Genomic DNA, 19,481 nt, shown 5'->3' on the forward strand with positions numbered 1-19,481 from the left:
CTTGCGTCGACATCAGCATGGACGCCGTTCGGGCTATGGATTCGGATGAGCGTGGTCGGGGGCGGGGTCCGCCTTCTCGGCGCAACCGCGACTGGCCTCGTCGACCAACCAGTCGGCGACGCGGTCCGCACTTGCGGTCCTTGTTGTCCGCCGGCGTGTGATGAGGGTCGTGCGGCCAGCGTGAGGGAGGGGCGGTCCGAGGGTCGCGAGGGTGCCGTCGAGCAGATGATCCCGAACGAGTAAACGTCGGACGAGCGCCACCCCCTGGCCGGCGATCGCGGCACCGGCCGCCATGCTCGCATCGTTGACCACGATCCCGGGGGCCCACGCCGGACGCGAGCGCTCGGTCGCCTCGTACCATTGCGTCCATCCTTGCTCCGCCGGCACTCCCAGCCGGGAGCAATCGTCATGGTAGAGCGTGAGGCCAGCGAAGGGATCGTCGGCATCCGAGACGATCCGTGTGGAGCGCGCCACAACGACCACTCGTTCGTCTTCCCCATCATCGAAAAGACGAATGCTGTCCGCCGCCGACCGACTGAGGCGGACCGCGAGGTCATAGCCGCCATCGTCGACCTCGACCCTCTCGTCGGACACGTGCAGGACGATGTCCACGTCGGGATGCGCGGTCGCGAGCTTCCCGAGGCGCGGCAGAAGCCAGCAGCGTGCGAACGAGGGAACAACGCTGAGGCGAACCGCGGTCTTGCGCGACACGATCCGCTCCTGCGCGTGGCGTAGGCCGTCGAGTGCTGTCCTGACGGCTGGGAGATACGCTTCCCCGACGCTGGTCAGGATGACGCCGGCTGGTGTGCGTAGGAAGAGCCGGGCTCCCAATTGACGTTCAAGGGAGGCGATCCGCTGGCTGACGGCGCTCTGCGTCAGGCCCAATGTCTTCGCGGCAACGCTCAGGCTCGACGCTTCTGCGGCCCGGACGAAGGCCTCAAGCGTACGCGTTCCCGGGGGGTCTTGCCTGACGGGCATCAGCTATCCTTATCGGGGTAGAAAGGAAATTGGTTATCCAGACGAACGGCATCTTGGTACAAACTGACCTCGTCTTCAAGGAGGTCTCATGGAACCAAAGTTTCTGGTGTTAGCTCGTTGGACGGTCTGGGCCAATCGTTGCCTCTACGACGCTTGTGCCGGGCTGGCGCAGGAGGAGTACTACAAGCGGAGATCGTCCGCCTTTCCCTCGATACATTTGACCCTCAACCATCTTCTCGCGACAGATCGGATCTGGCTGGGCCGCCTGTCCGGCGATGGGCACAGCATCCCCTCCTTGGATTACGAGGTCTGCCCGGATTTTCCGAGCCTGCGCCTAGCACGCGGGAAGGAGGACGATCGACTGACAGGGGTCGTGCAGAGGCTCGTCGAGGAGGGGCGGCCAAGCGCCATGCTCGACTACATCAGCATGGATGGCCGGCCCCAGACCATGCGGGTAGATCTCGTGCTGTCCCACCTGTTCCTGCACCATGCTCATCACCGCGGTCAAGTCCATTGTCTTCTCTCGCAAACGGCCGTTGCCCCGCCGTCCCTCGACCTGACCTATTTTCCGAGGGAGGGGACATGATCGACGTGTACTTCTGGCCCACCCCGAACTGCTACAAGGTTACGCTGTTCCTGGAGGAGGCCGGGATCCCGTATCGGATCATAGCCGTAGACATCGGCCAGGGTGCGCAGTTTCGATCCGAGTTCTCGGCCATCTCCCCGAACAGCCGCATACCTGCCATCGTCGATCATCTAGAGGAAGATGTAACCGCGATACCCATCTTTGAAAGCGGGGCTATATTGGTCTACCTGGCCGAGAAAATCGGTCGATTCCTGCCAGAAGAGACATCCGAAAGAACGGTTGTGATGCAGTGGCTGTTCTGGCAGGTTGGCGGCCTCGGGCCTATGGCCGGTCAAGCCCACCATTTCCGGCACTATGCCCCGGAACTCATTCCATACGCTGTCGATCGGTATACGACGGAAGTCACGCGGCTCTACGGAGTGCTGGACCGCCGGCTGGATGGCAGGGGTTTCCTGGCGGACGGCTACTCCATAGCCGACATGGCGGTCTTCCCGTGGGTGAACCGCTACGCGAAGCAAGGTCAGGATCTCGCACGGTTCCCAAACGTCGCTCGATGGTTCCGAAGCATCTCGGAGCGGCCGGCGACGAACTCGGCCTACAGGACCGGGCCGGTCGACCCTCGGTCATCGGTGATCGCGGTAGTTTAGGCTCGACCCACGTGGCCTGGGGGATGGACCTCGTGCCGAGGCGCGGCTCGGGGCCGGTGCCATGGATGATGCCGTCCCGGCGACCTGCCCATTCGAGCAGTTGCTCCGGTCATGGCAGCTTGCGGTCGTCCACATGCGGGTCGCCGCAAGGGTGCCGCGGCCACTATTCTCCGAGCCCTAGAGCATTCATCAGATCACTTCCTTTCGGGTATGGCCGGTTCCTGCCACAGGACAAGGCGGCGCTGGCCGCTAAAATGCTGAACCAGGTCTGGGACGCGGCATAGGCCGGAACGGGCGATTGGCCGAGCTGCGCGCCCACCTACCGGTGTCTCCAGTGTTTCAGCCGAGCTTGCCCGCCGCTTCGGCGGACAAGCTCGACCTCGATCCGATACTCAACCGGCTCTTTTCTCCGCGTCCTCCACCGCCAACCTGGCCAGAGTGAGCGCGGCCTTTCGCGTTCTCGCAGCCGCAATAAAGCGGCCGTTGTGACAGAAAATCGCGCCCTCAATTCCAGCGGCCACTTCCAGCTCGCGACCGCTCAACCCAGCCCAGGCGGCCGGAAGGTCGGCACGCAGTTCGAACCCCGCCTCCGCTCGGCGAATCCCGGTCACACACCAATCGGCCTCGCGCGGATGGACCACGAACAGGAGATGATCGGCGCCCGCCTTGACGATCGCCGGGCGAAACGGCATGCCCATCGGCAGTTCGAGAACCCGGCCCTCCCCTGCTGACGCGATCGCCTGCAGCACCAAGCCTTCGGCGCGCAGTTTCGCATGGATCCCAGCAATCTTGGCCTCGACGAGATTGCGGGCGATTGCGATCGCAGCATGGAATGACCGATCGGTCGCCTCGGGATCCGCATCGTCGAAGACGGGTTTCAATGTTTCGAGCAAAGACGGCAGCGTTAATTCGGCGAGCGAGCCGGCGCTATCGGGGCTGAGCGCGCCATTGTCGATCAGGTCGATGGGCAAGACGAAGCTGGCATCGAAAGGAGCATACACGGCCTCAGTGAATGGCATCGGGACAGAGAGGGCCGTCAGGTAGTCGCGCCCGAAATGTTTCCAGATCAAACCGAACGAGCTGAAGGGCTGACTATCGTCGCGCTGCGGTGCGCCGCGCTGGTGATGATCGAAAATCCCGGCGGCCGCATCATAGGCGCCGCCGACATCGTAGACGATGCGATCGGCGCCGGGTGTAATCCACTCCGTCGCTCTGCTGCGAACCAGCCGCGCGTCAGGGAAAAGCCGCGTGAGAATGACGCTGGACAACACTTCGTCGGCATGAAAGCCGCCGGAATGCGTAACAAGGAAATTTGGAGCCATACGGCCATGACCTTACTGGTTGCGAACTGGACCGATCGGCAGATAACCAGTTTTGGGTGACATCTCAACCGCTCATCATCAAAGTGCAGAGACGAGCCCAGACCGTAGAACGGATTGGTCTGATGCGTGCATGAAAGGTCTGGACGTTGTGCGTCCGCTGTGCGCGCCCAGAATCGCTCGATGTGAGTTTTAGTTTGCCGTTTCAACCGCGAAATGTCATATGACCGTTAGCTTTAGCCGGTAGATGCGGTCTTATTTTCCGCTAACGGTTTCAGTGAAACTTCTACTTTGCCAAAGCGATTGCACAATCAGACCTCAACGGCTGCTCGAGCGGCGGCCGAGGTGCGCGCCTGTCCACCCGCCAGGCTTACAATCTGCTCAGCCGGTATCGCGTCGAGGTGACGATCACGACGTTACTGCCCCGCACCACCGAAACCCGGCGCAAGCCGCTTCCAGGCGGGGACCGAGGTCAGCACGACACTGCTCGGGCAATTCCAACTGTCACCTGAAATCTTTCAACTCAATTTTCGGTTGGGCTCTTACCTAGTGATTCATGATTAATTGCACCCATCGCAAAACCCTCTATTTTCCCTTGCAGGGTGCCTCGACGAGACGGGACGTCCTCAGCTTCGCAGCGCCGCCGGACCGCTTCGGTTTCCGCACCAATCCCAGATGCCGTTCGACGACACGATCCATGAGGAGACGAGCGATGGGTGCAACGACGCCGGACAACATCATGCGGCTCGGCATGGGGTTCTGGGCCTCCAAGGCCATGCTCAGCGCGGTCGAGCTCGGCGTCTTCACCGAGCTCGCAGCCGGCCCGGCCGACCTGCCTGACCTGCAGGCCAGGCTGAAACTGCATCCCCGCTCGGCCCGCGACTTCCTTGACACCCTTGTGGCCCTGAAGCTGCTCGAACGCGAGGACGGCCGCTATCGCAATGCCCCTGATACGGACCTCTTCCTCGACAAGGCGAAGCCGTCCTATATCGGTGGTATCCTCGAAATGGCCAATGCCCGGCTCTACGGTTTCTGGGGCTCGCTTACCGAAGCCCTGCACACGGGAGAGCCCCAGAACGAAGCCAACCACAGCGATGACTTCTTCACCGCGATCTATGCGGAGCCGGCACGGCTGCGCGGGTTCCTCGAGGCGATGAGCGGGATCAGCGCCGGTGCGGCGCAGGCGATCGCCGCCAGGTTCGACTGGTCGAAATACACGACCTTCGCCGATGTGGGCGCGGCGCAGGGCATGGTGCCGGTGGTGATCGCGCGAGCCCATTCGCATCTCCAGGCCATCGGCTTCGACCTGCCCGCCGTGCAGCCGATATTCGACGAGTTCGTCGCCCTGCAGGGCCTCGCTCACCGCATCCGCTTCCAAAGCGGCAACTTCTTCGACGGCCCGATGCCGAATGCGGATGTGATCGTGATGGGGCATATCCTGCACGACTGGGATCTTGCCGAGAAGAGGATGCTGCTGGAAAAAGCATTCGCCGCGTTGCCGAAAGACGGGGCGCTGATCGTCTACGACGCCGTCATCGACGACGAGCGCCGCAGCAACGCCTTCGGCCTGCTGATGAGCCTGAACATGCTGATCGAGACTCGCGGAGGTTTCGACTACACCGGCGCCGATTGCCAGGCCTGGATGCGCGATGCCGGTTTCGTTTCCACACGCGTTGAGCCGTTGCTGGGGCCGGACTCGATGGTGATCGGCTTCAAGCCCGACTGAACGGAAACGCAACTTGACCGGCCATTTGCGGCGCGCTGGCCTTGCCCTCGTCGGCCGATGTCGAGGAGCGCTACGTTCAAACACAGCAGGGGCACGCTTCGGCTGAGTTGACGCGCAAACGTCAGCGGCGGCGCGGCCGCTTCCGCAGCAATCTCACCAAGTGTCTGGGCTTTAAGGGCCTACTCCCCAAGCGGTCAAAATTGCGGGCTGGGTGTTCAGCTTAGCGCTTCAATTGAAATCGGGGAGTAAAAGCTACAGGGCTGTAGGGACCTTATCCCGCCAGCATACGTGCGAGCATATTTCTGATGTGGTCCTGCGCGCCGTAGAAAATTGCCGCGACAATGATTTTGCGGCTATCTCTACCGGTAGAAACCAAATAGCTGCCTTGTCCCGCCGAAGAAACCGGATCCCGGGATGAATATCGGGCCGCAGAGTCCCGATATAAGGCGTATCGACGAGACGATCGATTTCGACACGCAGTTTGTGGATCCGTTCAGCGGTACGCTCCACCGCCTCGTCAGACGAGTCCCCGAGTTCGACATAGGCGTCGAACAGATGATCGAAGATCAACTCGAAATCGCGTTCGGCATCCTCAGAATATTCAACAGTCCACACGAACAACCCGTCGCTTCCGCTCAATCATTGCCGAGACGCGGCTTTCCATTTCCGTCGCAGTAATCATAGGTCCATTCAATCGCCGCTGAACCAATTCGCGAAGCGCTGCCGTTTCGACGGTCTCGGTTTCCGTCTTTTGGCGAAGCAGTTCTAGGCCCTGCTGAAGAACGGAACTCATGCTGGAATACCGGCCGCTCTCCACCAGCGAACGGGCAAACGCATCCTGCTGGTCGGTCAGCGAGATCGACGATTTGACACTCATCGGTTTAACTCCTTTGAACCTAATTTGCTACTCAGTAGCACATACGTCAATTTGACGAGATGTCCGTCAGGGCGGCAAAGTCAACGACGTCGGTGCAGAAGCAATCGTGCTCGGCCATTCGAGCGCCGAAATGACCCCAAACGCCGATCCAGCCAAACCAGGACGAAATAAAAGCCGCTGGCGAAGCGGCCGAAGCTGCGGCGGAAGTGTCGGACCAGATCGGGCGCGCGATTCCCCAGGCGAATTTCGTCACTCGCCTAACGATCGGGGGTGAAGACCTCGGTTACAAGAAGACTGTCGCAATAGTCCTCATTCTCCATTGCGATGTTGTTGATGTGCCGCGTATTCGTGCCTTTGCCGCGCGATGTCAGCGAGATGCCGTCGGGGCCGATGCGCCGCGCCGCATGTCCACCCTTTCCAGGCGCCGAGCAAACAGCAACCAGGCAGTCGGTTTCCGCCATTATTTCCCAGTTGCTGCCATTCGGCACATAGAGGCAATGAGGCGCGGTCTTCTCGAAAACGTTCATCCGGTCGCCGAGAAGACCCCAGTCCTGCCCGGCGGCCTGAACCATGGCCTTGCCCTCGACCACTACGAGTATGACTTCGCGGTCGCCAGTTGCCTCTCCGGCTTTCTCGCCTTGCCGCAGCCGATAGAGTGAGAAGCCGACAAAGCGCCAACCGGCGGATTGGGGAGTGATCTCATGGACCTTGCCATGACTTCCGAACGGTTTGCGGAGAAGATCAACCATGTCGATTCTCCTCAGTTGAAAGTGCGCTGGTCGCGCGCATTCTGGTTATAATGCTCACGCGCCTGTTCCAGCCGTTCCGGGCCGCCGGCTTGGGGCACGGCAACATCCCACCAGTGACCGCCCGCCCCTGTGCCTGGAACGGCATCGATGTCGATCACGATGACCGTCGGCTTAGTACGGGAACGCCCTTCGACGATCTTCCGCTCAAGTTCAGCAATGTGGGCTGCCTTTTCCGCATAGGCACCCATCGAGCGGGCATGACCGACGAAGTCCAGCTCGGGCATTTCCTCGATATTGCTTTCCTTGTACATGTTGTTGAACTCGGCGCCGCCGCACTCGATTTGCAAGCGATTGATGCAGCCATAGCCGCGATTGTCCGTCAAAACGACTGTAAACGGGACCCGGCGCATGACCGCCGTCGCCAGTTCCGAATTCGCCATCATGTACGAGCCATCACCGACGAAGCAGACGACCTCCTTGTGTGGAGCAGCCAATATTATACCCATGGCACCGGCCACTTCGTAGCCCATGCAGGAGTAACCATACTCCATATGGTACCCACCCTTGGCGGACTGCCAGAGGATCTGCAACGCACCCGGCGTCCACCTACCTGCAGACCGTAGAGGTCGACTGATGCCCGACCGATGGTAATGACGTCGAGTGGTTTCATTTCAGATCTCCTTACTCAGAATCCGACGCGCGCCAGGAAGGCCCGGCTGGCCGCCAGATCTTCGAGAATGCTGCCTGTGTTGCGCGGATCCCGCTCTTGTTCGATGGTGATGTAGCCGCCGTAGCCGAGTTCGGTCAGAAGCGCGCGGACGGACTGATAGTCGATCGACCCGCGACCGATCGGGCACATGACGCCCTTGGCGCAAGCGTCGAAGAAGCGAATGCGCGCTTCCATAACCTGCCCGTAGACCTTGGCGTCGATATCCTTGAAATGAATATAGTCAACGCGATCCCAGTATTGCCTGAGCGTGGCAACAGGATCCATGCCGGAATAGGCCATATGGCCGGTGTCAAGGCACAGCCCTGCGAGATCGGCAGGAATATCGTCTACGACTCGCCGCAACTCATCGGCGAATTCAATATATCCACCCGCATGGGGATGGATGGTTGCACGCACGCCATATTTGTCGCGCGCCAGCGCCGCGATGGCGCGGATATTGTCGATCATGCCTTGCCACGCGCCTTCATCGAGACGGGGTGCACGATCAGAATGGCCGGCTGCATAGTCGCGCACGTCATGGCCCCAATCCATCACGGTCAGGTAAGGCGCCGCATAGCGTTGGCCGGGATGGGTTTCGGGCTTCGGTAGTTGGGTGATCAGCGCGCAGATTTCATCGGTCTGACGCAGAAGGCTCTCGCGCTTCGCTGGGGAAACGAGGTCGTCGAAGATCGTACCGGCGACGATCTTCAGATCACGCTGGTCGAGCGCTCTGGAAACCAGCCCCAGATCCAGCGGGAGGTAACCATAAGGCCCAAGTTCCAACCCGCCGAAACCGGCCGCCTGTGCTTCATCGAGCACTTTTTCCCAGGCAGGAAGGTGCGGATTATTCACATCATCGACGCCCCAGCAGCATGGCGCGGTTGTTATGGTGATGGGACTGCGCATCAGGTGTCTGCCGTGATTGTTTCTAAGGTAAAGGACCGGTGGAGTGGTTCGTAAAACTCGAGAAAGCGTTGCGTATGGTCTCGCAGGAGGTGTTCCGCATAGGCCTGCTCATCTCTCCAGCACTCGATAAAAACCAACCGGTTCGGATCGTCTGTGCAGGTGAAGCAGTCAAACGAAAAGCAACCATCCTCGGCCCTCGTCGCTGACGGCACCTACGGGGCGCGGGCGAGAATTTCGTCCCGCGTCCCGGGTACAAGCTCAATCGTCACGATGAACTTGTACGGCTCGGTCATCGGCTGATCGTCGCCTGCAGTGCATCGATGGATGACTGGATGCCGGCGTCGGTCGACATGGTGAAGTCTTCCATTTCGAGGCTGACCCAGCCGTTGTAGCCGACCATGCGGACAACGGAGAAGAACTCCTTCCACCATTGCAGGTCATGTCCAGCGCCGACGGCGACGTAGTTCCACGTGCGGTTGGAGACGTCGGTCACATCTTTGAGTTCCAGGAGGCCGTTGACGTCCGCGAGCCCGCGCTCGATACGGGTGTCCTTGCCATGGCAATGATGGATGGCGCTTCCAAGTGCGCGCGCCGAGGCGATCGGATCGGCGCCCTTCCAGAACAAATGGCTGGGGTCAAGGTTCATGCCGACGCTCGGGCCGACCTCGTTTCGCAGACGGAACAGCGTTTCGGGATTCCAGACGAGCATCGCCGAGAAATTTTCAAGCGCGTATTTTTCGACGCCCACTTCCTTGGCCAGCTTCACGAGGTCGTACCAAAGCGGAAACACGCGGTCCTCCCACTGGTAGCGATCGCGCTCCGGCATCTCGTCCGGCCAGCTCTTGGTGTAGACGAGCCAGTTCGGCACCATATCGCCGGGTGCCGCCTCCGGCAGCCCCGACATCGTGACGATCGTCTTGATGCCGATCTCACCGGCGAGGCAAATCGTTTGTTCCATCTCCTTGCGATGGCGCTTGCCCATGTCACCCGGATCGAGCGGATTTGCCGAGCAATTGAGGGCCGCGATCTCCAGACCGCGCGCTTCGATTTCCTTGAGTTTGGTTTTCAGGAGCCCCTTGTTGGCAAGAAGCTCGTCAGCGCGGAAATGCGGCGCGCGCGACCAGCCGCCACCGGTCATTTCAATGCCTTCGACGCCGAGCTTGACGCATTTGTCGAGCATATCGGTAAAGGACAGGTCGCCCATCACGTCGGTGCAGATCGATAGTTTCATGTCAATCGTTCCTGTTAGAGGTTTCGGGGACGCGCGCTTGGGAGATGGAGAGAGGATTTCCAGCGCGTCCCCTGTGTTGGCTACTTGAAATCAACCCAGGAGGAGCCAGCGTCCGCGGAACGGACGCAGTTCTCCAACCAGCGCACACCTTCCGTGCCCGCCTTGATGCCCGGATAGTGATGGGTTTTCAGGAAAGCTTCGTCTCCCCGCCTCTTCGCGTCGATGGCCTGGGCGATCCAAAGATAGATGTTCGCCCAGCTGTCGCCGAGCCCTTCAGTATGCAATGCGCCCATCCGGTCGACGGCCAGGCTCTCGTCTTCGAGATAGGGCATGCCATGATGGAGGATACGGTTCGGCTCGCCCTGGACTTCATAGACCAGCTGGTCAGGATGGGCGTCCGACCATTCGATAGACGCCTTCGAGCCGACGAAGCGATAACGCTGCGAGCCCATGTTGCCGGCGTTGACGGAAGACACCCACAGACGGCCACGAGCGCCATTGTCATAATGCATGAGGACGGTCGCGTGGTCTTCGAGCGGTGCGCGGGTCGGAATGAAAGCCTTGCGGTCGCACAGCAATTTTTCGATTTTCAGATCGGGCAACACCACTTCGGAGAGGTAGTAGAGGTGCGTGCCGATATCACCGAGGACGAAGGTCGGGCCTGCTGTCTTCGGATTGGTGCGCCATTTCAGCGCTTCGCCGGCGCCCACGTCGTCACCGGAATTGAAGCCGTGGGTGTACTGCATATCGACAATGCGAATGTCGCCCAGCATGCCCTTCTTGACCATCGCCGCCATCTGATGGACTAGCGGATGACCCGTGAAACCATAGGTGACCCCGACGATGAGGCCCTTTTCATCGGCCAGCCTCGCCACTTCGTCGCATTCCGCAACCGTGAAGAACAAAGGCTTTTCGCAGATCACGTGCAGACCGGCTTCCAGGCAGGCCTTGGTGATTTCGAAATGGGTGAAATTCGGCGTTGCGATCGAAACGACCTCGACGCCGTCTTCGCGCGCCGTCTCCTTGGCAATCAGCTCCTTGTAGTCATCGTAGCAACGGTCCGCCTCGACGCCGAGATTGACGCCAAAGTCACGGCCTCGAGCGGCGTCGAGGTCGAATGCGCCGGCCACCAAACGATAGGTGCCGTCACGCAGTGCGCCGCTGCGGTGCTTGTAGCCCACTTGCCCGGTCCGGCCGCCGCCGACCATGCCCCAACGAAGCGGGCGCGAGATAAGTCTTTCACCATTGATCATTTCAGTTGCTCCCCCGGCATGGCGCCGGCTTTGGTGTTTGGCATAGCTCCGCCGATCGGCGGACAACGCCCGCCGGCTGCGCAAACATTCATTTCGAGAAGCCCGCCCTTTGGCGGCCTATTGAGGCCGCATCACGGGCCTCACTTCTGATACTTGTCGATGTATCTGCTGATTTCGGAGCACATGAACCGCCCGGATTCATCGGCCTTGTCCTCCCACGCGAAGACGCAGGAAGTCACGATGCCGTCGAAGCCGATTTCGGCCAGCGTGCCGAAGAAATCCTCCCACGGAACCTCGCCCTGCCCGATATTGAGGTGCTGGTGCACACGCGCCTGGGTACCGGGCGGATTGAGAATATAGCGAAGTCCCGAACTTGCCTTGTGATTGAAGGTATCACCAACATGAACATGCGCGAGAACATCCTTGGCTTCGCGCAGCATAGCCTTGGTGTCGTCCCCGAAATAGAAGGTGTGCGGGGCGCAGTAGAGGAACTTGACGTTCTTCGAATTGACCGTGCGGATGATGTCGAGGGCTGGCTGCAGCGTCTCGCACCAGTCTTCCGGATGCGGCTCGATATTGAGCTGAATACCTTCCCGTTCGAAGATCGGCACCAGCTCTTCCATCGAGCGCCACCAGGAATCTTCGCATGCCTCGATCATCGAACCGGTATGGCAGCAGTAGCACGAGCCCTTATCGGGATGCGGGCCTCGGCCGAATTCCGAGTTCATCGTGTCGACTTCCATCTCGACCGCAACTTCGATGGCGCGCTTCCAGTGCTTGACCGCCGCCTTGCGCTCGGTCTCGTCGTTTGAGGCCCAACGATACATGGGCAGGATGGAGGCGATGCCGACATCAGCGTCCTTCAGCGCCTTCTTGAAGGTCTTGATACGCTCCGGAAAAACGCGTGGCGCTTTGAACCATTCAAGGAAGTCCGCGCGGGGCGAGAGCTCGATCCAGTCAAAGCCTAGCTCCTTCATCTTGGCCGGAAGAGCCTCAAGGCTGAGATGGCGATGCATAAACGGGTCGATGGCGATTTTCATGAATCTATTTTCCTGTTCAATCAGTTGGGCGTCACTGGGGGCGGGTGCCCCTCATGCGCCGCCATGTAGCTTTCGACTTCAGCGCCCAGGTTCGCCAACGCCTCGCCACCTGCCATGAGATCGGTGATTTCTTCGCGGGTCTTTTCACCCTTTCGGAAATTGGCAGCGACTGCCCCGCGGATGAGGACAGCGAAATGGTCGCCAACAGCCATTGCATGCGTCACCTGGTGCGTGATGAAGATGACAGCTATGCCGCGCTTCTTTGCTTCAAGGACGATGCGAAGGACGTGGGATGCCTGCTTGACACCGAGCGCCGCAGTCGGTTCGTCAAGGATGAGCACACGGGCGCCGAAATGGACCGCGCGAGCGATTGCCAGCGATTGACGTTCGCCTCCAGAAAGGCCACCGATCAACCGGTCGCCGTCATCGATCCGGGTAATGCCGAATTCCTGAACAGCCTTTACCGCGATTTCATTGGCTTTCTTTCGATCATAGACCTTGAAGGGCCAGAAACCCTTCGTCGGCTCTGCTCCGATGAAGAACGAGCGACCGATGCTCATCAAGGGAAAGGTCCCGCCGAACTGGTGCACAGTCGAGATACCCATCTGTTGTGCATCGCGCGGTCCCTGGAAGTCTACAGGCTTTCCATCCATCAGCACCTCGCCGGTATTGGGCTTGTAGACGCCCGCCAGCGTCTTGATGAGGGTGGATTTTCCAGCGCCGTTATCGCCAAGGAGGCAAAGGACTTCGCCTGCATCAACCTTGAGCGAGATGTCATTGAGAACGTCGATCGGTCCGAAAGACTTGTTGACGTTTCTAAGTTCGAGAATTGGAGTGATCATAGCTGGCCTCACTTCTTCTTCGGCGAGTAGGTCAGGGCCATGATGCGGAACGTGTTATTCATCAACACGGCCAGCAACAGCATGGCGCCGATGATCAAACTCGACCAGTTGCGATCAAACGTCGTGAAGTAGATCCCCTGGTTGACGATCGCGAAGGTGACCGTCCCGAGAAAAATACCGACGATTGAGCCAAAGCCTCCCGTCAGCAGAACTCCGCCGACCACAACCGCGATGATGGAGTTGAAAATAAAGGTCATTCCGGCGGAGACCTGCGCGACGTTGAAGAGGATGGCCTGACACATGCCGACGAAGGCTGCGCTTACCGACGACAGCACAAACAGTGTCACGGTGAGCCTGTCGGTCGGAATACCGGCGTTTCTTGCGCTGACACGGTCGCCGCCCATGGCGAAGATCCAGTTTCCAAAAGGCGAAAAGTGGACATAGAAGATGTAGAGCGCTGTCAGCGCGAGCCACCAGAAAATCGTTACCTGGAAGCTGCCGCCTACAAAGGAACCGAACAGCGACTTTGCGATAACGCCGGACTCAGCCGGACTAAGCGCCACGCTTGTCGTCCCGGTGAGCAGAACAGAAAAGCCCAGGATCACCCCCTGCACCGCGAATAAGGTTCCCAACGTCACTATGAGCGACGGCACTGCGGTCCGGATGACCAGAAAACCGTTGATCAAGCCGACCACCAGACCCAGGCTCAGGGCGCCTAGAATGCCCACCCAGATGGGCATGTGATAGTGACCGGTGATGATTGCGACCGTGAGTGCGCCCGCCGGGATCATCGCGCCGATGGAAATGTCGAGTTCGCCGGAAATCATCAGCAACCCGACAGGAATTGCTATGATACCAAGATTTGCAGCAACGTTGAGCCAGCTAGCCGCACCTGCCGGTTTGAGGAACTCGATGCTTCCGAACACGACGAAGAAGATGAGCACGAAAGCGAGGCCAAGAATGGCGCCGGATTCAGGGCGTCTGATAAGATCGCCCAGGGACAGGTTTTTCATGTAGTTCCTCCCAAAGTTGGCCGCAGGCGAGTTGGTCTGTCGCCAATCAGCGTTCGCAAGGCTAATGCACCGTCGATCCGCCGCCACCGCAGCAGATCGACTCGAGACATTGATTTGCGGTCAGCGCGCGCCCTTCGAGACACCTGTCAAGGTTGCCTCGATATTTAACTTGTCGACGATGTCGGGGCCAGTGAGCACCGGAGACGTTGGAAGATCCGTTCCGAAGTCAATTGCGGAAGCGAGAAGTGTCACCGCCAGCAGCGATTGCAGGTATGGCTGTTGGTCGATAGCGAAACCCTGCGTTCCGGCGTTGATGCGATCAAGGCCGGATTGGTTGAGGTCGAATGTGCCGAGAAGTGTGGTCTCGGTCTTTCCGGCTTGCTGAATGCCAATTGCAGCCGAGTCCGCATCCCCCGCAGAGATCGTGATGAGGCCGTCAATCGTCGCGTCCTGGAGGAGCGTCGCTTTGATGGCCTCGGCAACGGCGGTGGCATCGCCGAAGCTGGTTGCGGGCAAGGGCAACTGCTTCGCCGTACCACCTGCCTTTGTAATTCCGTCGATGACGCCCTTGCAGCGCGCCTCCAGATTGGCGGCGCCCGGGACGGTATTCACGCAAAGCACATTCTTCTTGCCGTTCTTGAAGAAGTACTCGCCACCTGCGACGCCCGCGAGATATTCGTCGGAACCGACATAGTTGATAGCACCGAGCTCCCTGGCCTTATCAATTCCGCCGGCGTTCATCAGGATGACCTTGATGCCGGCAGCGACTGCTTCCTTGATTGCAGGGTCCTCACCTTCGGGAACCCAGTTCGGAATGACCAGGCCATCGACCTTCTGGCTGATGGCCGTCTGTATGAGTTGGACGACGTCGGGCGCGAAATTGTCATAGGTCTGGAGGCGTAGGTAGTTCACCTTGCCGCCGTTAGCCTCAACGACCAGCCGCGCATCATCGATGCCCTTTTTGATGAGATTCCAAAATGCGTCGTCATTCTTGCCACCCACCACAGCGATATTGGCAGCCATCGCCGAAGGCACAGTGAACGCAACGATAGTGGTCGCAAGCAAAGCTGCGCAAAGACGCTTAATTCCCTTCATAACTTCTCCTCCCGTTTCATCGTCCACAAGGACTGAATGCGTGTTGATCTGTAGCGCGTAGAATGCCAAAATGAAATTGGTCTGGCGCATTGAAGCATATTTCGTTTCAAAACGTTTCATTCACAAATGATATAGGGAGGACGTTTGATGAATAGGCCCACGATATCTGATCTGGCGAATACGGCTGGGGTCAGCTTGTCCACGGTCAACCGGCTTCTGCACGGGACAGGCACAGTCCGGGCAGATACGGTCGACCGAATCCTGCAGGCTGCGGATAAGATTGGATTTTACGGGCTCGGTGCCTTGCGCCAGCGCAAGCAAGACAATCTGCCGCAACGACGGTTCAGCTTCCTCATGCAGCAGTCGCACAGACCACTTTACCAGTTATGGGCTGAGGGGCTTAAGGCAGCGGCCCATAGGCGGACCGACGCGGTGATCGAACCGGAGGTGATATTCGAAGACGATTTGTCGCCGGAAGCTGTCTCTATGAACCTGCTGGAAATAGGCAAAACAGCAGATGCCGTGGCAGTGATTACGGCAGATCACCCATTGGTCAGCCAAGCGATTGATGAATTGCGTGGGAATGGCGTTCCGGTAGTAGCGTACGTAACCGACTTGTCCGCCGCTAGTCGTGCCGGATTTGTTGGTACTGACAACTGGAAGCGAGGAAGAACCGCCGCCTGGTTTATCAGCCAAACGGCTGATGAGCCCGGAAGAGTATTTCCTTTGGTTGGTAGCAACCGTTATCAATGCCAGGATATCGCCGATGCCAGCTTTCGGTCTTACATGCGTGAAAACGCCCCAGATTTTCAGATCAGCGAAACGCTTCTCACATACGAGGTGCCGGAAAACGCCTATGAAATCGTACGACGCCTGATCCAACAGGAACCAGATATAAAGGGAATTTTCGTCAACGGGGGAGGTATATCGGGCGTCCTGCGAGCCATGCGTGAACTGGCACCGGAACGGCAGAAAAAGATTCGCATTGTCTGCAGTGACGTTGGACCTGAAACTCGCAAGGGGCTGAGTGAGGGGTTAATTACAGCGTCGCTATGCCATCCTCTCGACAAGATGCCGACCGAGCTTGTCGACGTCATGCTTCGCCTAATCGATCGTCGCGACGCGCATTCTATCGAACAACGTATCGTTCCGTTTGATATCCTTACGCCCGAAAGTTTGTGGACATAAGTTGCCCTGGTCATGCGTTAGCATTTTGCACGAGCTTCATAGGCGACACGTGGTCACGTTGGGGCAACTTCAAACCGAGATTGAAGCCCGAACAACCGCGGTGCAAAAGTTCAGCTTAGTGCGCAAGCACGCAAGCATGGCTGTGGCAGCCGAATGGCGAGCTTCGGGCCGTCTCCCGGTCTGGAGCGCATTCAGATCAAGATTTTCGACTGTTGCCCGCAGGCAGATGAATGTCTGCTGCCCGAGGGCGACCTGAAGGCGCTCTCCGCCCGATGAAGAGAACACCTCAAGCTGGCAGATCGTCAGTGTCCGGCCACTCTTGACGACACGACCGACCGCATCGACGAATTCGCCCTCAGCGGGATTCAGAAGGTTCAGCTTGAACTCGACGGTTAGAACCTCCGTATCTTCAGGGAACAGGGTGAACCGAGCATAACCTCCGGCGGAATCGGCGATCGCCGACAGGCCACCCGCATGAAAATAGCCGTGCTGCTGGGTCAGTTGCGAAGCGAACGGCATACGGATGACCACAACCCCCCGATGGATCTGGTGCAACTCTGCTCCAAGATGCCGCATCAACCCCTGTCGATTGAAGCTTTCACGAATGCGCTGCTCGACCGTCTCGTCTACAAGCGGCAGTGCCACGAAATCTGCCCCGGTTACCCACAACAGGCTCTCGGTGAGCAATTTCGCAAGATCGTAACATATTGAAATTATGGTAAGCACGGCATTAACTAAAGCGATATCGCCCATTGCTTCTGTCACGACTGCGGATTTTTGCGCGGTTCCCTCACCTGCGATAAGTATCGCTATCGGAAGGTGAGGTTCGCCGCAGCACCTAAGATCGGCTCGATCTCTCAATTGGTATTGCCAGCTGGGAGATGTAGTCGGTACATGCGGCGTCAACAGCATCAATGAGCCTCTCAGAACGAGCAATAAGCCAGGACAGCGCCTCCTCGCTTATTATGTAGTACGGCGAGTAGCGCGCCTTCACGTAGGCCTCATTGAGGGTATTGAACCAAGCCACATAGCGATGCCGGTCTCGTGGCCACACCTCGGCGAGATCCTGCCGTTGCTGTTCCGCAAGATTTCGAAGGAGACCAAGACTGTGGGAGGCTGGACTGTAATTCGAAAAGACCAAGAGAAGCCCGGAGTATGCCTGCTCAAGTGATTGGTGAAGGAGAAATGCCGCCTGCCTAAAATCGCCTTCGGCACGGCAAAACTTGGACGTCTTCAGAAAAACTCGTGCGTCGGCCAGCCGATGGTCGTAATACGACTTTGCAGCCTCGTAAATCAATTCTCGGCTTGGGACTTTGGCTGCGGGAAGGTCTTTACCATCTGCTTCATAAAGAACAATGCCGTCGCGCCTTATATCGGAGAAGAAGTAACGGCCCTGATGCAAAGCGTCCCCTACCTCACGTCGCGAATGGATGATCGGCGTAACGGGTGTCTTGATGCCGCGGTCGCGTATCAGCCGGTCCTTGGCGGCATACCAATATTCGGGATCGGCCAGCTTCTTCGTGCTGACGATGATCAGAATGTCGTAGTCCGAGCGGTAGCCCTTGGCAGTGTGTGGTTCATCAACCCAGGTTCCGCGGGCGTAAGATCCAAAGAGGATGATCTTCCAGATACGGCCCTTCTTCTTGAACTCCGCCTCCGCACCCTTCAACGCGTTCTCGAATTCTTCGTGAATGATCTCGACAACACGCGCCAGTTCGCGCTGCTTCTTCTCCGGCAGATGATCGAGGCTCGATTTCATCAAGGGCAAAAACTCCCGTTGAATCACTTCCTTAGCGCATCGACTGACCTGCGCGCCACTGCAATTTCTGAAGGGAAATGGCATTAATCTGACCGGCTCGTGATTTTCCAGTCGCTTGAGGTGTGCGTGTACGATCGCCGATCTTCTCAGACATCTGCTCATGCAGTCTCTACGCCTTGCCCATTCTCTTCACACCAGCACAGGCTGTCGTCGCAACAGAGAAAGAGAAGGAACCAACCATTCCGGCCGTTCTCCAACAATTGCCGACTTCAGGTAGGCCGCAGCTTTCGCTGAATATCACTTCGTGTTGAAATCTTCATCCGCATTGTCCCCACCGCCTGAGTTATGCCCCAAGGAAAACTGGGGACACCGTATTTCAACTTCTCGCACGCACGGGCGGGAGCGAAAGTATAAGCGTCGGCTGGATTGTCTCAGGTTCCAGAGCCGGGCGGGAACTTTTGGTCGAAAGCAGCGTTTTCTTACTGTCACCGAACTCGACCAAGTCGATGACATTCATGGGGCTCGCCGACATGACAGGAGGCGAGCTCCTTCCGTTTCCGCGGTTTGCTTAGAAATAGATCGACATCACCAGGTCCTGGTCGAAATCCCCGAAGCCCTTGCCAAAAATGTTCATGCCGCCCGGATTGTCGGCCTTTTCGTCAATGCCGATGCGAAAGCGAATGGAATGATGATCGGCAATGCCGAGCGAGCCGATCGTCTGTGTCGAGACCATCGCGCCATCAATCCAGGTTCCCTTGTCGTCGATCGTCCACGTCTTGAGCTTGCCGTACTGCGAGCCGCTGAGTTTCCACCAGGCGGGCGAGTACATGCCGCGCCGGTCGCCGAAATCGCCCGGGGACGTCCAGTGGCCGGCCTTGATGCCATTCACCCAGATCGAGATGTCGGATGGCCAGTTGGCGTTGGTCGCCGGCGTCTCGGAGCTGAGCTCCGCCGAAAACTCGACCTTGCGGATCTTTCGGCCCGTGACCTTGGCATTGTTCGGAAATTTGTACTCCACATAGCCGCGGGTGAACCACAAAAGCGCGGCCTGCATGCGTTGCGGGTCAAGGAAGACTTCCTGCACGTCGAGCATTCCGATGACATTGTTGACCGAGCAGAGCCCGCAGGGCGCCTCCACTTCGAACTCTGTGAAAAGCCCGATCGGCATGCTGACGGTAACGACATCTTCAGAAGACTTTGTGCCGCTGGCGTCGAAGCGGATCAGAATTTCATCGTAGATGCAGGAGCAGACCTTCTGATTACCCTTCGTCGCCTTCATCGTCTGCGTCTGGATCAGCCCCGCCTGTTCCAGCGCCTTCAAGTTGGTCGCCGCCGTCGATTGCGGCAAGCCCATGTGTGCGGCGATGTCGTTCACATTCAAGGGGCCCTTCTGGCGCAGCAGGTTGAGGATCTCGATACGCGTCGCTGAACCGAGGGCGTGGACGACTTCGGCATCCTTCATCGGATCGACGGTTAGAAGCTTAGTCTCCATGCTCTACTACCGGTTCTCCAGTCTTTCTCGGCTCTACTTCGCTGATAACATGCGGGCGTTGCCGGTGTCGC

Annotated in this window: 17 protein-coding genes and 6 pseudogenes; 6 read left to right on the forward strand and 17 right to left on the reverse strand. The window is 58.7% G+C overall.

Features of this window, described 5'->3' with window-relative positions:
* Positions 1–33 precede the first annotated feature (33 nt).
* Entirely contained in the window at positions 34–978 is a 945-nt protein-coding gene (locus AM571_RS35090; protein WP_074065477.1) for a LysR family transcriptional regulator, read from the reverse strand.
* A gap of 88 nt (positions 979–1,066) precedes the next feature.
* On the opposite strand from AM571_RS35090, the gene AM571_RS35095 reads away from it, so the two are divergent.
* A complete protein-coding gene (locus AM571_RS35095) occupies positions 1,067–1,564 on the forward strand; it encodes a DinB family protein (protein WP_074065478.1) in 498 nt (165 codons plus the stop codon).
* Positions 1,561–2,211 (forward strand): glutathione S-transferase C-terminal domain-containing protein, encoded by a 651-nt coding sequence (locus AM571_RS35100; protein WP_074065479.1) that lies wholly within the window; start codon positions 1,561–1,563, stop codon positions 2,209–2,211. Before AM571_RS35095 ends, AM571_RS35100 begins: the two co-directional genes overlap by 4 nt.
* 392 nt (positions 2,212–2,603) lie before the next feature.
* Here the strand turns inward: AM571_RS35100 and AM571_RS35105 are convergent, their stop codons facing one another.
* On the reverse strand, positions 2,604–3,533 hold the full coding sequence (locus AM571_RS35105) for an MYG1 family protein (protein WP_074065480.1): 930 nt from the start codon (positions 3,531–3,533) through the stop codon (positions 2,604–2,606).
* A gap of 709 nt (positions 3,534–4,242) precedes the next feature.
* Between AM571_RS35105 and AM571_RS35110 the strand changes: the two genes are divergently transcribed.
* Together AM571_RS35110 and AM571_RS37935 are read left to right on the forward strand one after the other, a co-directional pair.
* The gene (locus AM571_RS35110) at positions 4,243–5,256 is read left to right on the forward strand and encodes a methyltransferase (RefSeq protein WP_074065481.1); all 1,014 of its coding nucleotides are present in this window, start codon (positions 4,243–4,245) and stop codon (positions 5,254–5,256) included.
* Between the two features lie 19 nt (positions 5,257–5,275).
* Positions 5,276–5,480 (forward strand): annotated as a pseudogene (locus AM571_RS37935) (hypothetical protein); the annotation flags it as partial.
* 47 nt (positions 5,481–5,527) lie between these two features.
* Here AM571_RS37935 and AM571_RS35115 read toward each other — a convergent pair.
* Positions 5,528–5,877 (reverse strand): annotated as a pseudogene (locus AM571_RS35115) (type II toxin-antitoxin system RelE/ParE family toxin).
* On the reverse strand, positions 5,858–6,133 hold the full coding sequence (locus AM571_RS35120) for a type II toxin-antitoxin system ParD family antitoxin (protein ID WP_074065482.1): 276 nt from the start codon (positions 6,131–6,133) through the stop codon (positions 5,858–5,860). The pseudogene AM571_RS35115 and the gene AM571_RS35120 overlap by 20 nt, the downstream one beginning before the upstream one ends.
* Before the next feature lie 140 nt (positions 6,134–6,273).
* On the opposite strand from AM571_RS35120, the pseudogene AM571_RS37940 reads away from it, so the two are divergent.
* Positions 6,274–6,399, forward strand: a pseudogene (locus AM571_RS37940) (ParA family protein); the annotation flags it as partial.
* Here the strand turns inward: AM571_RS37940 and AM571_RS35130 are convergent.
* The 10 genes and pseudogenes from AM571_RS35130 to AM571_RS35175 all read right to left on the reverse strand — a co-directional run.
* A pseudogene (locus AM571_RS35130) lies at positions 6,400–6,882 on the reverse strand (5-deoxy-glucuronate isomerase); the annotation flags it as partial.
* A gap of 11 nt (positions 6,883–6,893) precedes the next feature.
* A pseudogene (locus tag AM571_RS35135) lies at positions 6,894–7,481 on the reverse strand (thiamine pyrophosphate-dependent enzyme); the annotation flags it as partial.
* Between the two features lie 86 nt (positions 7,482–7,567).
* The gene (locus AM571_RS35140; RefSeq protein WP_074065483.1) at positions 7,568–8,497 is read right to left on the reverse strand and encodes a sugar phosphate isomerase/epimerase family protein; all 930 of its coding nucleotides are present in this window, start codon (positions 8,495–8,497) and stop codon (positions 7,568–7,570) included.
* Complete coding sequence (locus tag AM571_RS38620) at positions 8,497–8,709, reverse strand: antibiotic biosynthesis monooxygenase (protein ID WP_074065484.1); 213 nt, start codon at positions 8,707–8,709, stop codon at positions 8,497–8,499. The genes AM571_RS35140 and AM571_RS38620 overlap by 1 nt, the downstream gene beginning before the upstream one ends.
* 77 nt (positions 8,710–8,786) lie before the next feature.
* A complete protein-coding gene (locus AM571_RS35150; protein WP_074065485.1) occupies positions 8,787–9,728 on the reverse strand; it encodes a sugar phosphate isomerase/epimerase family protein in 942 nt (313 codons plus the stop codon).
* A gap of 80 nt (positions 9,729–9,808) precedes the next feature.
* Positions 9,809–10,981, reverse strand: a complete 1,173-nt coding sequence (locus tag AM571_RS35155) for a Gfo/Idh/MocA family protein (RefSeq protein ID WP_074065486.1) — start codon at positions 10,979–10,981, stop codon at positions 9,809–9,811.
* Between the two features lie 140 nt (positions 10,982–11,121).
* The gene (locus AM571_RS35160; protein ID WP_074065487.1) at positions 11,122–12,021 is read right to left on the reverse strand and encodes a sugar phosphate isomerase/epimerase family protein; all 900 of its coding nucleotides are present in this window, start codon (positions 12,019–12,021) and stop codon (positions 11,122–11,124) included.
* A 20-nt stretch (positions 12,022–12,041) separates the two neighbouring features.
* Entirely contained in the window at positions 12,042–12,863 is an 822-nt protein-coding gene (locus tag AM571_RS35165) for an ATP-binding cassette domain-containing protein (RefSeq protein ID WP_074065488.1), read from the reverse strand.
* An 8-nt stretch (positions 12,864–12,871) separates the two neighbouring features.
* Positions 12,872–13,876 (reverse strand): ABC transporter permease, encoded by a 1,005-nt coding sequence (locus AM571_RS35170; RefSeq protein ID WP_074065489.1) that lies wholly within the window; start codon positions 13,874–13,876, stop codon positions 12,872–12,874.
* Positions 13,877–13,996: 120 nt separating this feature from the next.
* Positions 13,997–14,971, reverse strand: a complete 975-nt coding sequence (locus tag AM571_RS35175) for a substrate-binding domain-containing protein (RefSeq protein ID WP_074065762.1) — start codon at positions 14,969–14,971, stop codon at positions 13,997–13,999.
* Between the two features lie 147 nt (positions 14,972–15,118).
* Here AM571_RS35175 and AM571_RS35180 point away from each other — a divergent pair, with 147 nt between their 5' ends.
* The gene (locus AM571_RS35180; RefSeq protein WP_074065490.1) at positions 15,119–16,159 is read left to right on the forward strand and encodes a LacI family DNA-binding transcriptional regulator; all 1,041 of its coding nucleotides are present in this window, start codon (positions 15,119–15,121) and stop codon (positions 16,157–16,159) included.
* A gap of 219 nt (positions 16,160–16,378) precedes the next feature.
* Here AM571_RS35180 and AM571_RS35185 read toward each other — a convergent pair.
* The 3 genes and pseudogenes from AM571_RS35185 to AM571_RS35195 all read right to left on the reverse strand — a co-directional run.
* Positions 16,379–16,735, reverse strand: a pseudogene (locus AM571_RS35185) (PaaI family thioesterase); the annotation flags it as partial.
* Positions 16,736–16,997: 262 nt separating this feature from the next.
* A complete protein-coding gene (locus tag AM571_RS35190; protein ID WP_074065491.1) occupies positions 16,998–17,918 on the reverse strand; it encodes a nucleotidyltransferase and HEPN domain-containing protein in 921 nt (306 codons plus the stop codon).
* 568 nt (positions 17,919–18,486) lie between these two features.
* Positions 18,487–19,410: an ArsR/SmtB family transcription factor gene (locus AM571_RS35195; protein ID WP_074065492.1), complete on the reverse strand. Its 924-nt coding sequence runs from the start codon at positions 19,408–19,410 to the stop codon at positions 18,487–18,489.
* Positions 19,411–19,481: the final 71 nt, after the last annotated feature.

The sequence above is a fragment of the Rhizobium etli 8C-3 genome, from assembly GCF_001908375.1.
Lineage (GTDB): Bacteria > Pseudomonadota > Alphaproteobacteria > Rhizobiales > Rhizobiaceae > Rhizobium > Rhizobium etli_B.

Coding starts and splice junctions, on each gene's coding strand:
- AM571_RS35090 (WP_074065477.1), bottom strand. CDS start 978: ATGCCCGTCAGGCAAGACCCCCCGGGAACGCGTACGCTTGAGGCCTTC.
- AM571_RS35095 (WP_074065478.1), top strand. CDS start 1,067: ATGGAACCAAAGTTTCTGGTGTTAGCTCGTTGGACGGTCTGGGCCAAT.
- AM571_RS35100 (WP_074065479.1), top strand. CDS start 1,561: ATGATCGACGTGTACTTCTGGCCCACCCCGAACTGCTACAAGGTTACG.
- AM571_RS35105 (WP_074065480.1), bottom strand. CDS start 3,533: ATGGCTCCAAATTTCCTTGTTACGCATTCCGGCGGCTTTCATGCCGAC.
- AM571_RS35110 (WP_074065481.1), top strand. CDS start 4,243: ATGGGTGCAACGACGCCGGACAACATCATGCGGCTCGGCATGGGGTTC.
- AM571_RS35120 (WP_074065482.1), bottom strand. CDS start 6,133: ATGAGTGTCAAATCGTCGATCTCGCTGACCGACCAGCAGGATGCGTTT.
- AM571_RS35140 (WP_074065483.1), bottom strand. CDS start 8,497: ATGCGCAGTCCCATCACCATAACAACCGCGCCATGCTGCTGGGGCGTC.
- AM571_RS35150 (WP_074065485.1), bottom strand. CDS start 9,728: ATGAAACTATCGATCTGCACCGACGTGATGGGCGACCTGTCCTTTACC.
- AM571_RS35155 (WP_074065486.1), bottom strand. CDS start 10,981: ATGATCAATGGTGAAAGACTTATCTCGCGCCCGCTTCGTTGGGGCATG.
- AM571_RS35160 (WP_074065487.1), bottom strand. CDS start 12,021: ATGAAAATCGCCATCGACCCGTTTATGCATCGCCATCTCAGCCTTGAG.
- AM571_RS35165 (WP_074065488.1), bottom strand. CDS start 12,863: ATGATCACTCCAATTCTCGAACTTAGAAACGTCAACAAGTCTTTCGGA.
- AM571_RS35170 (WP_074065489.1), bottom strand. CDS start 13,876: ATGAAAAACCTGTCCCTGGGCGATCTTATCAGACGCCCTGAATCCGGC.
- AM571_RS35175 (WP_074065762.1), bottom strand. CDS start 14,971: ATGAAGGGAATTAAGCGTCTTTGCGCAGCTTTGCTTGCGACCACTATC.
- AM571_RS35180 (WP_074065490.1), top strand. CDS start 15,119: ATGAATAGGCCCACGATATCTGATCTGGCGAATACGGCTGGGGTCAGC.
- AM571_RS35190 (WP_074065491.1), bottom strand. CDS start 17,918: ATGAAATCGAGCCTCGATCATCTGCCGGAGAAGAAGCAGCGCGAACTG.
- AM571_RS35195 (WP_074065492.1), bottom strand. CDS start 19,410: ATGGAGACTAAGCTTCTAACCGTCGATCCGATGAAGGATGCCGAAGTC.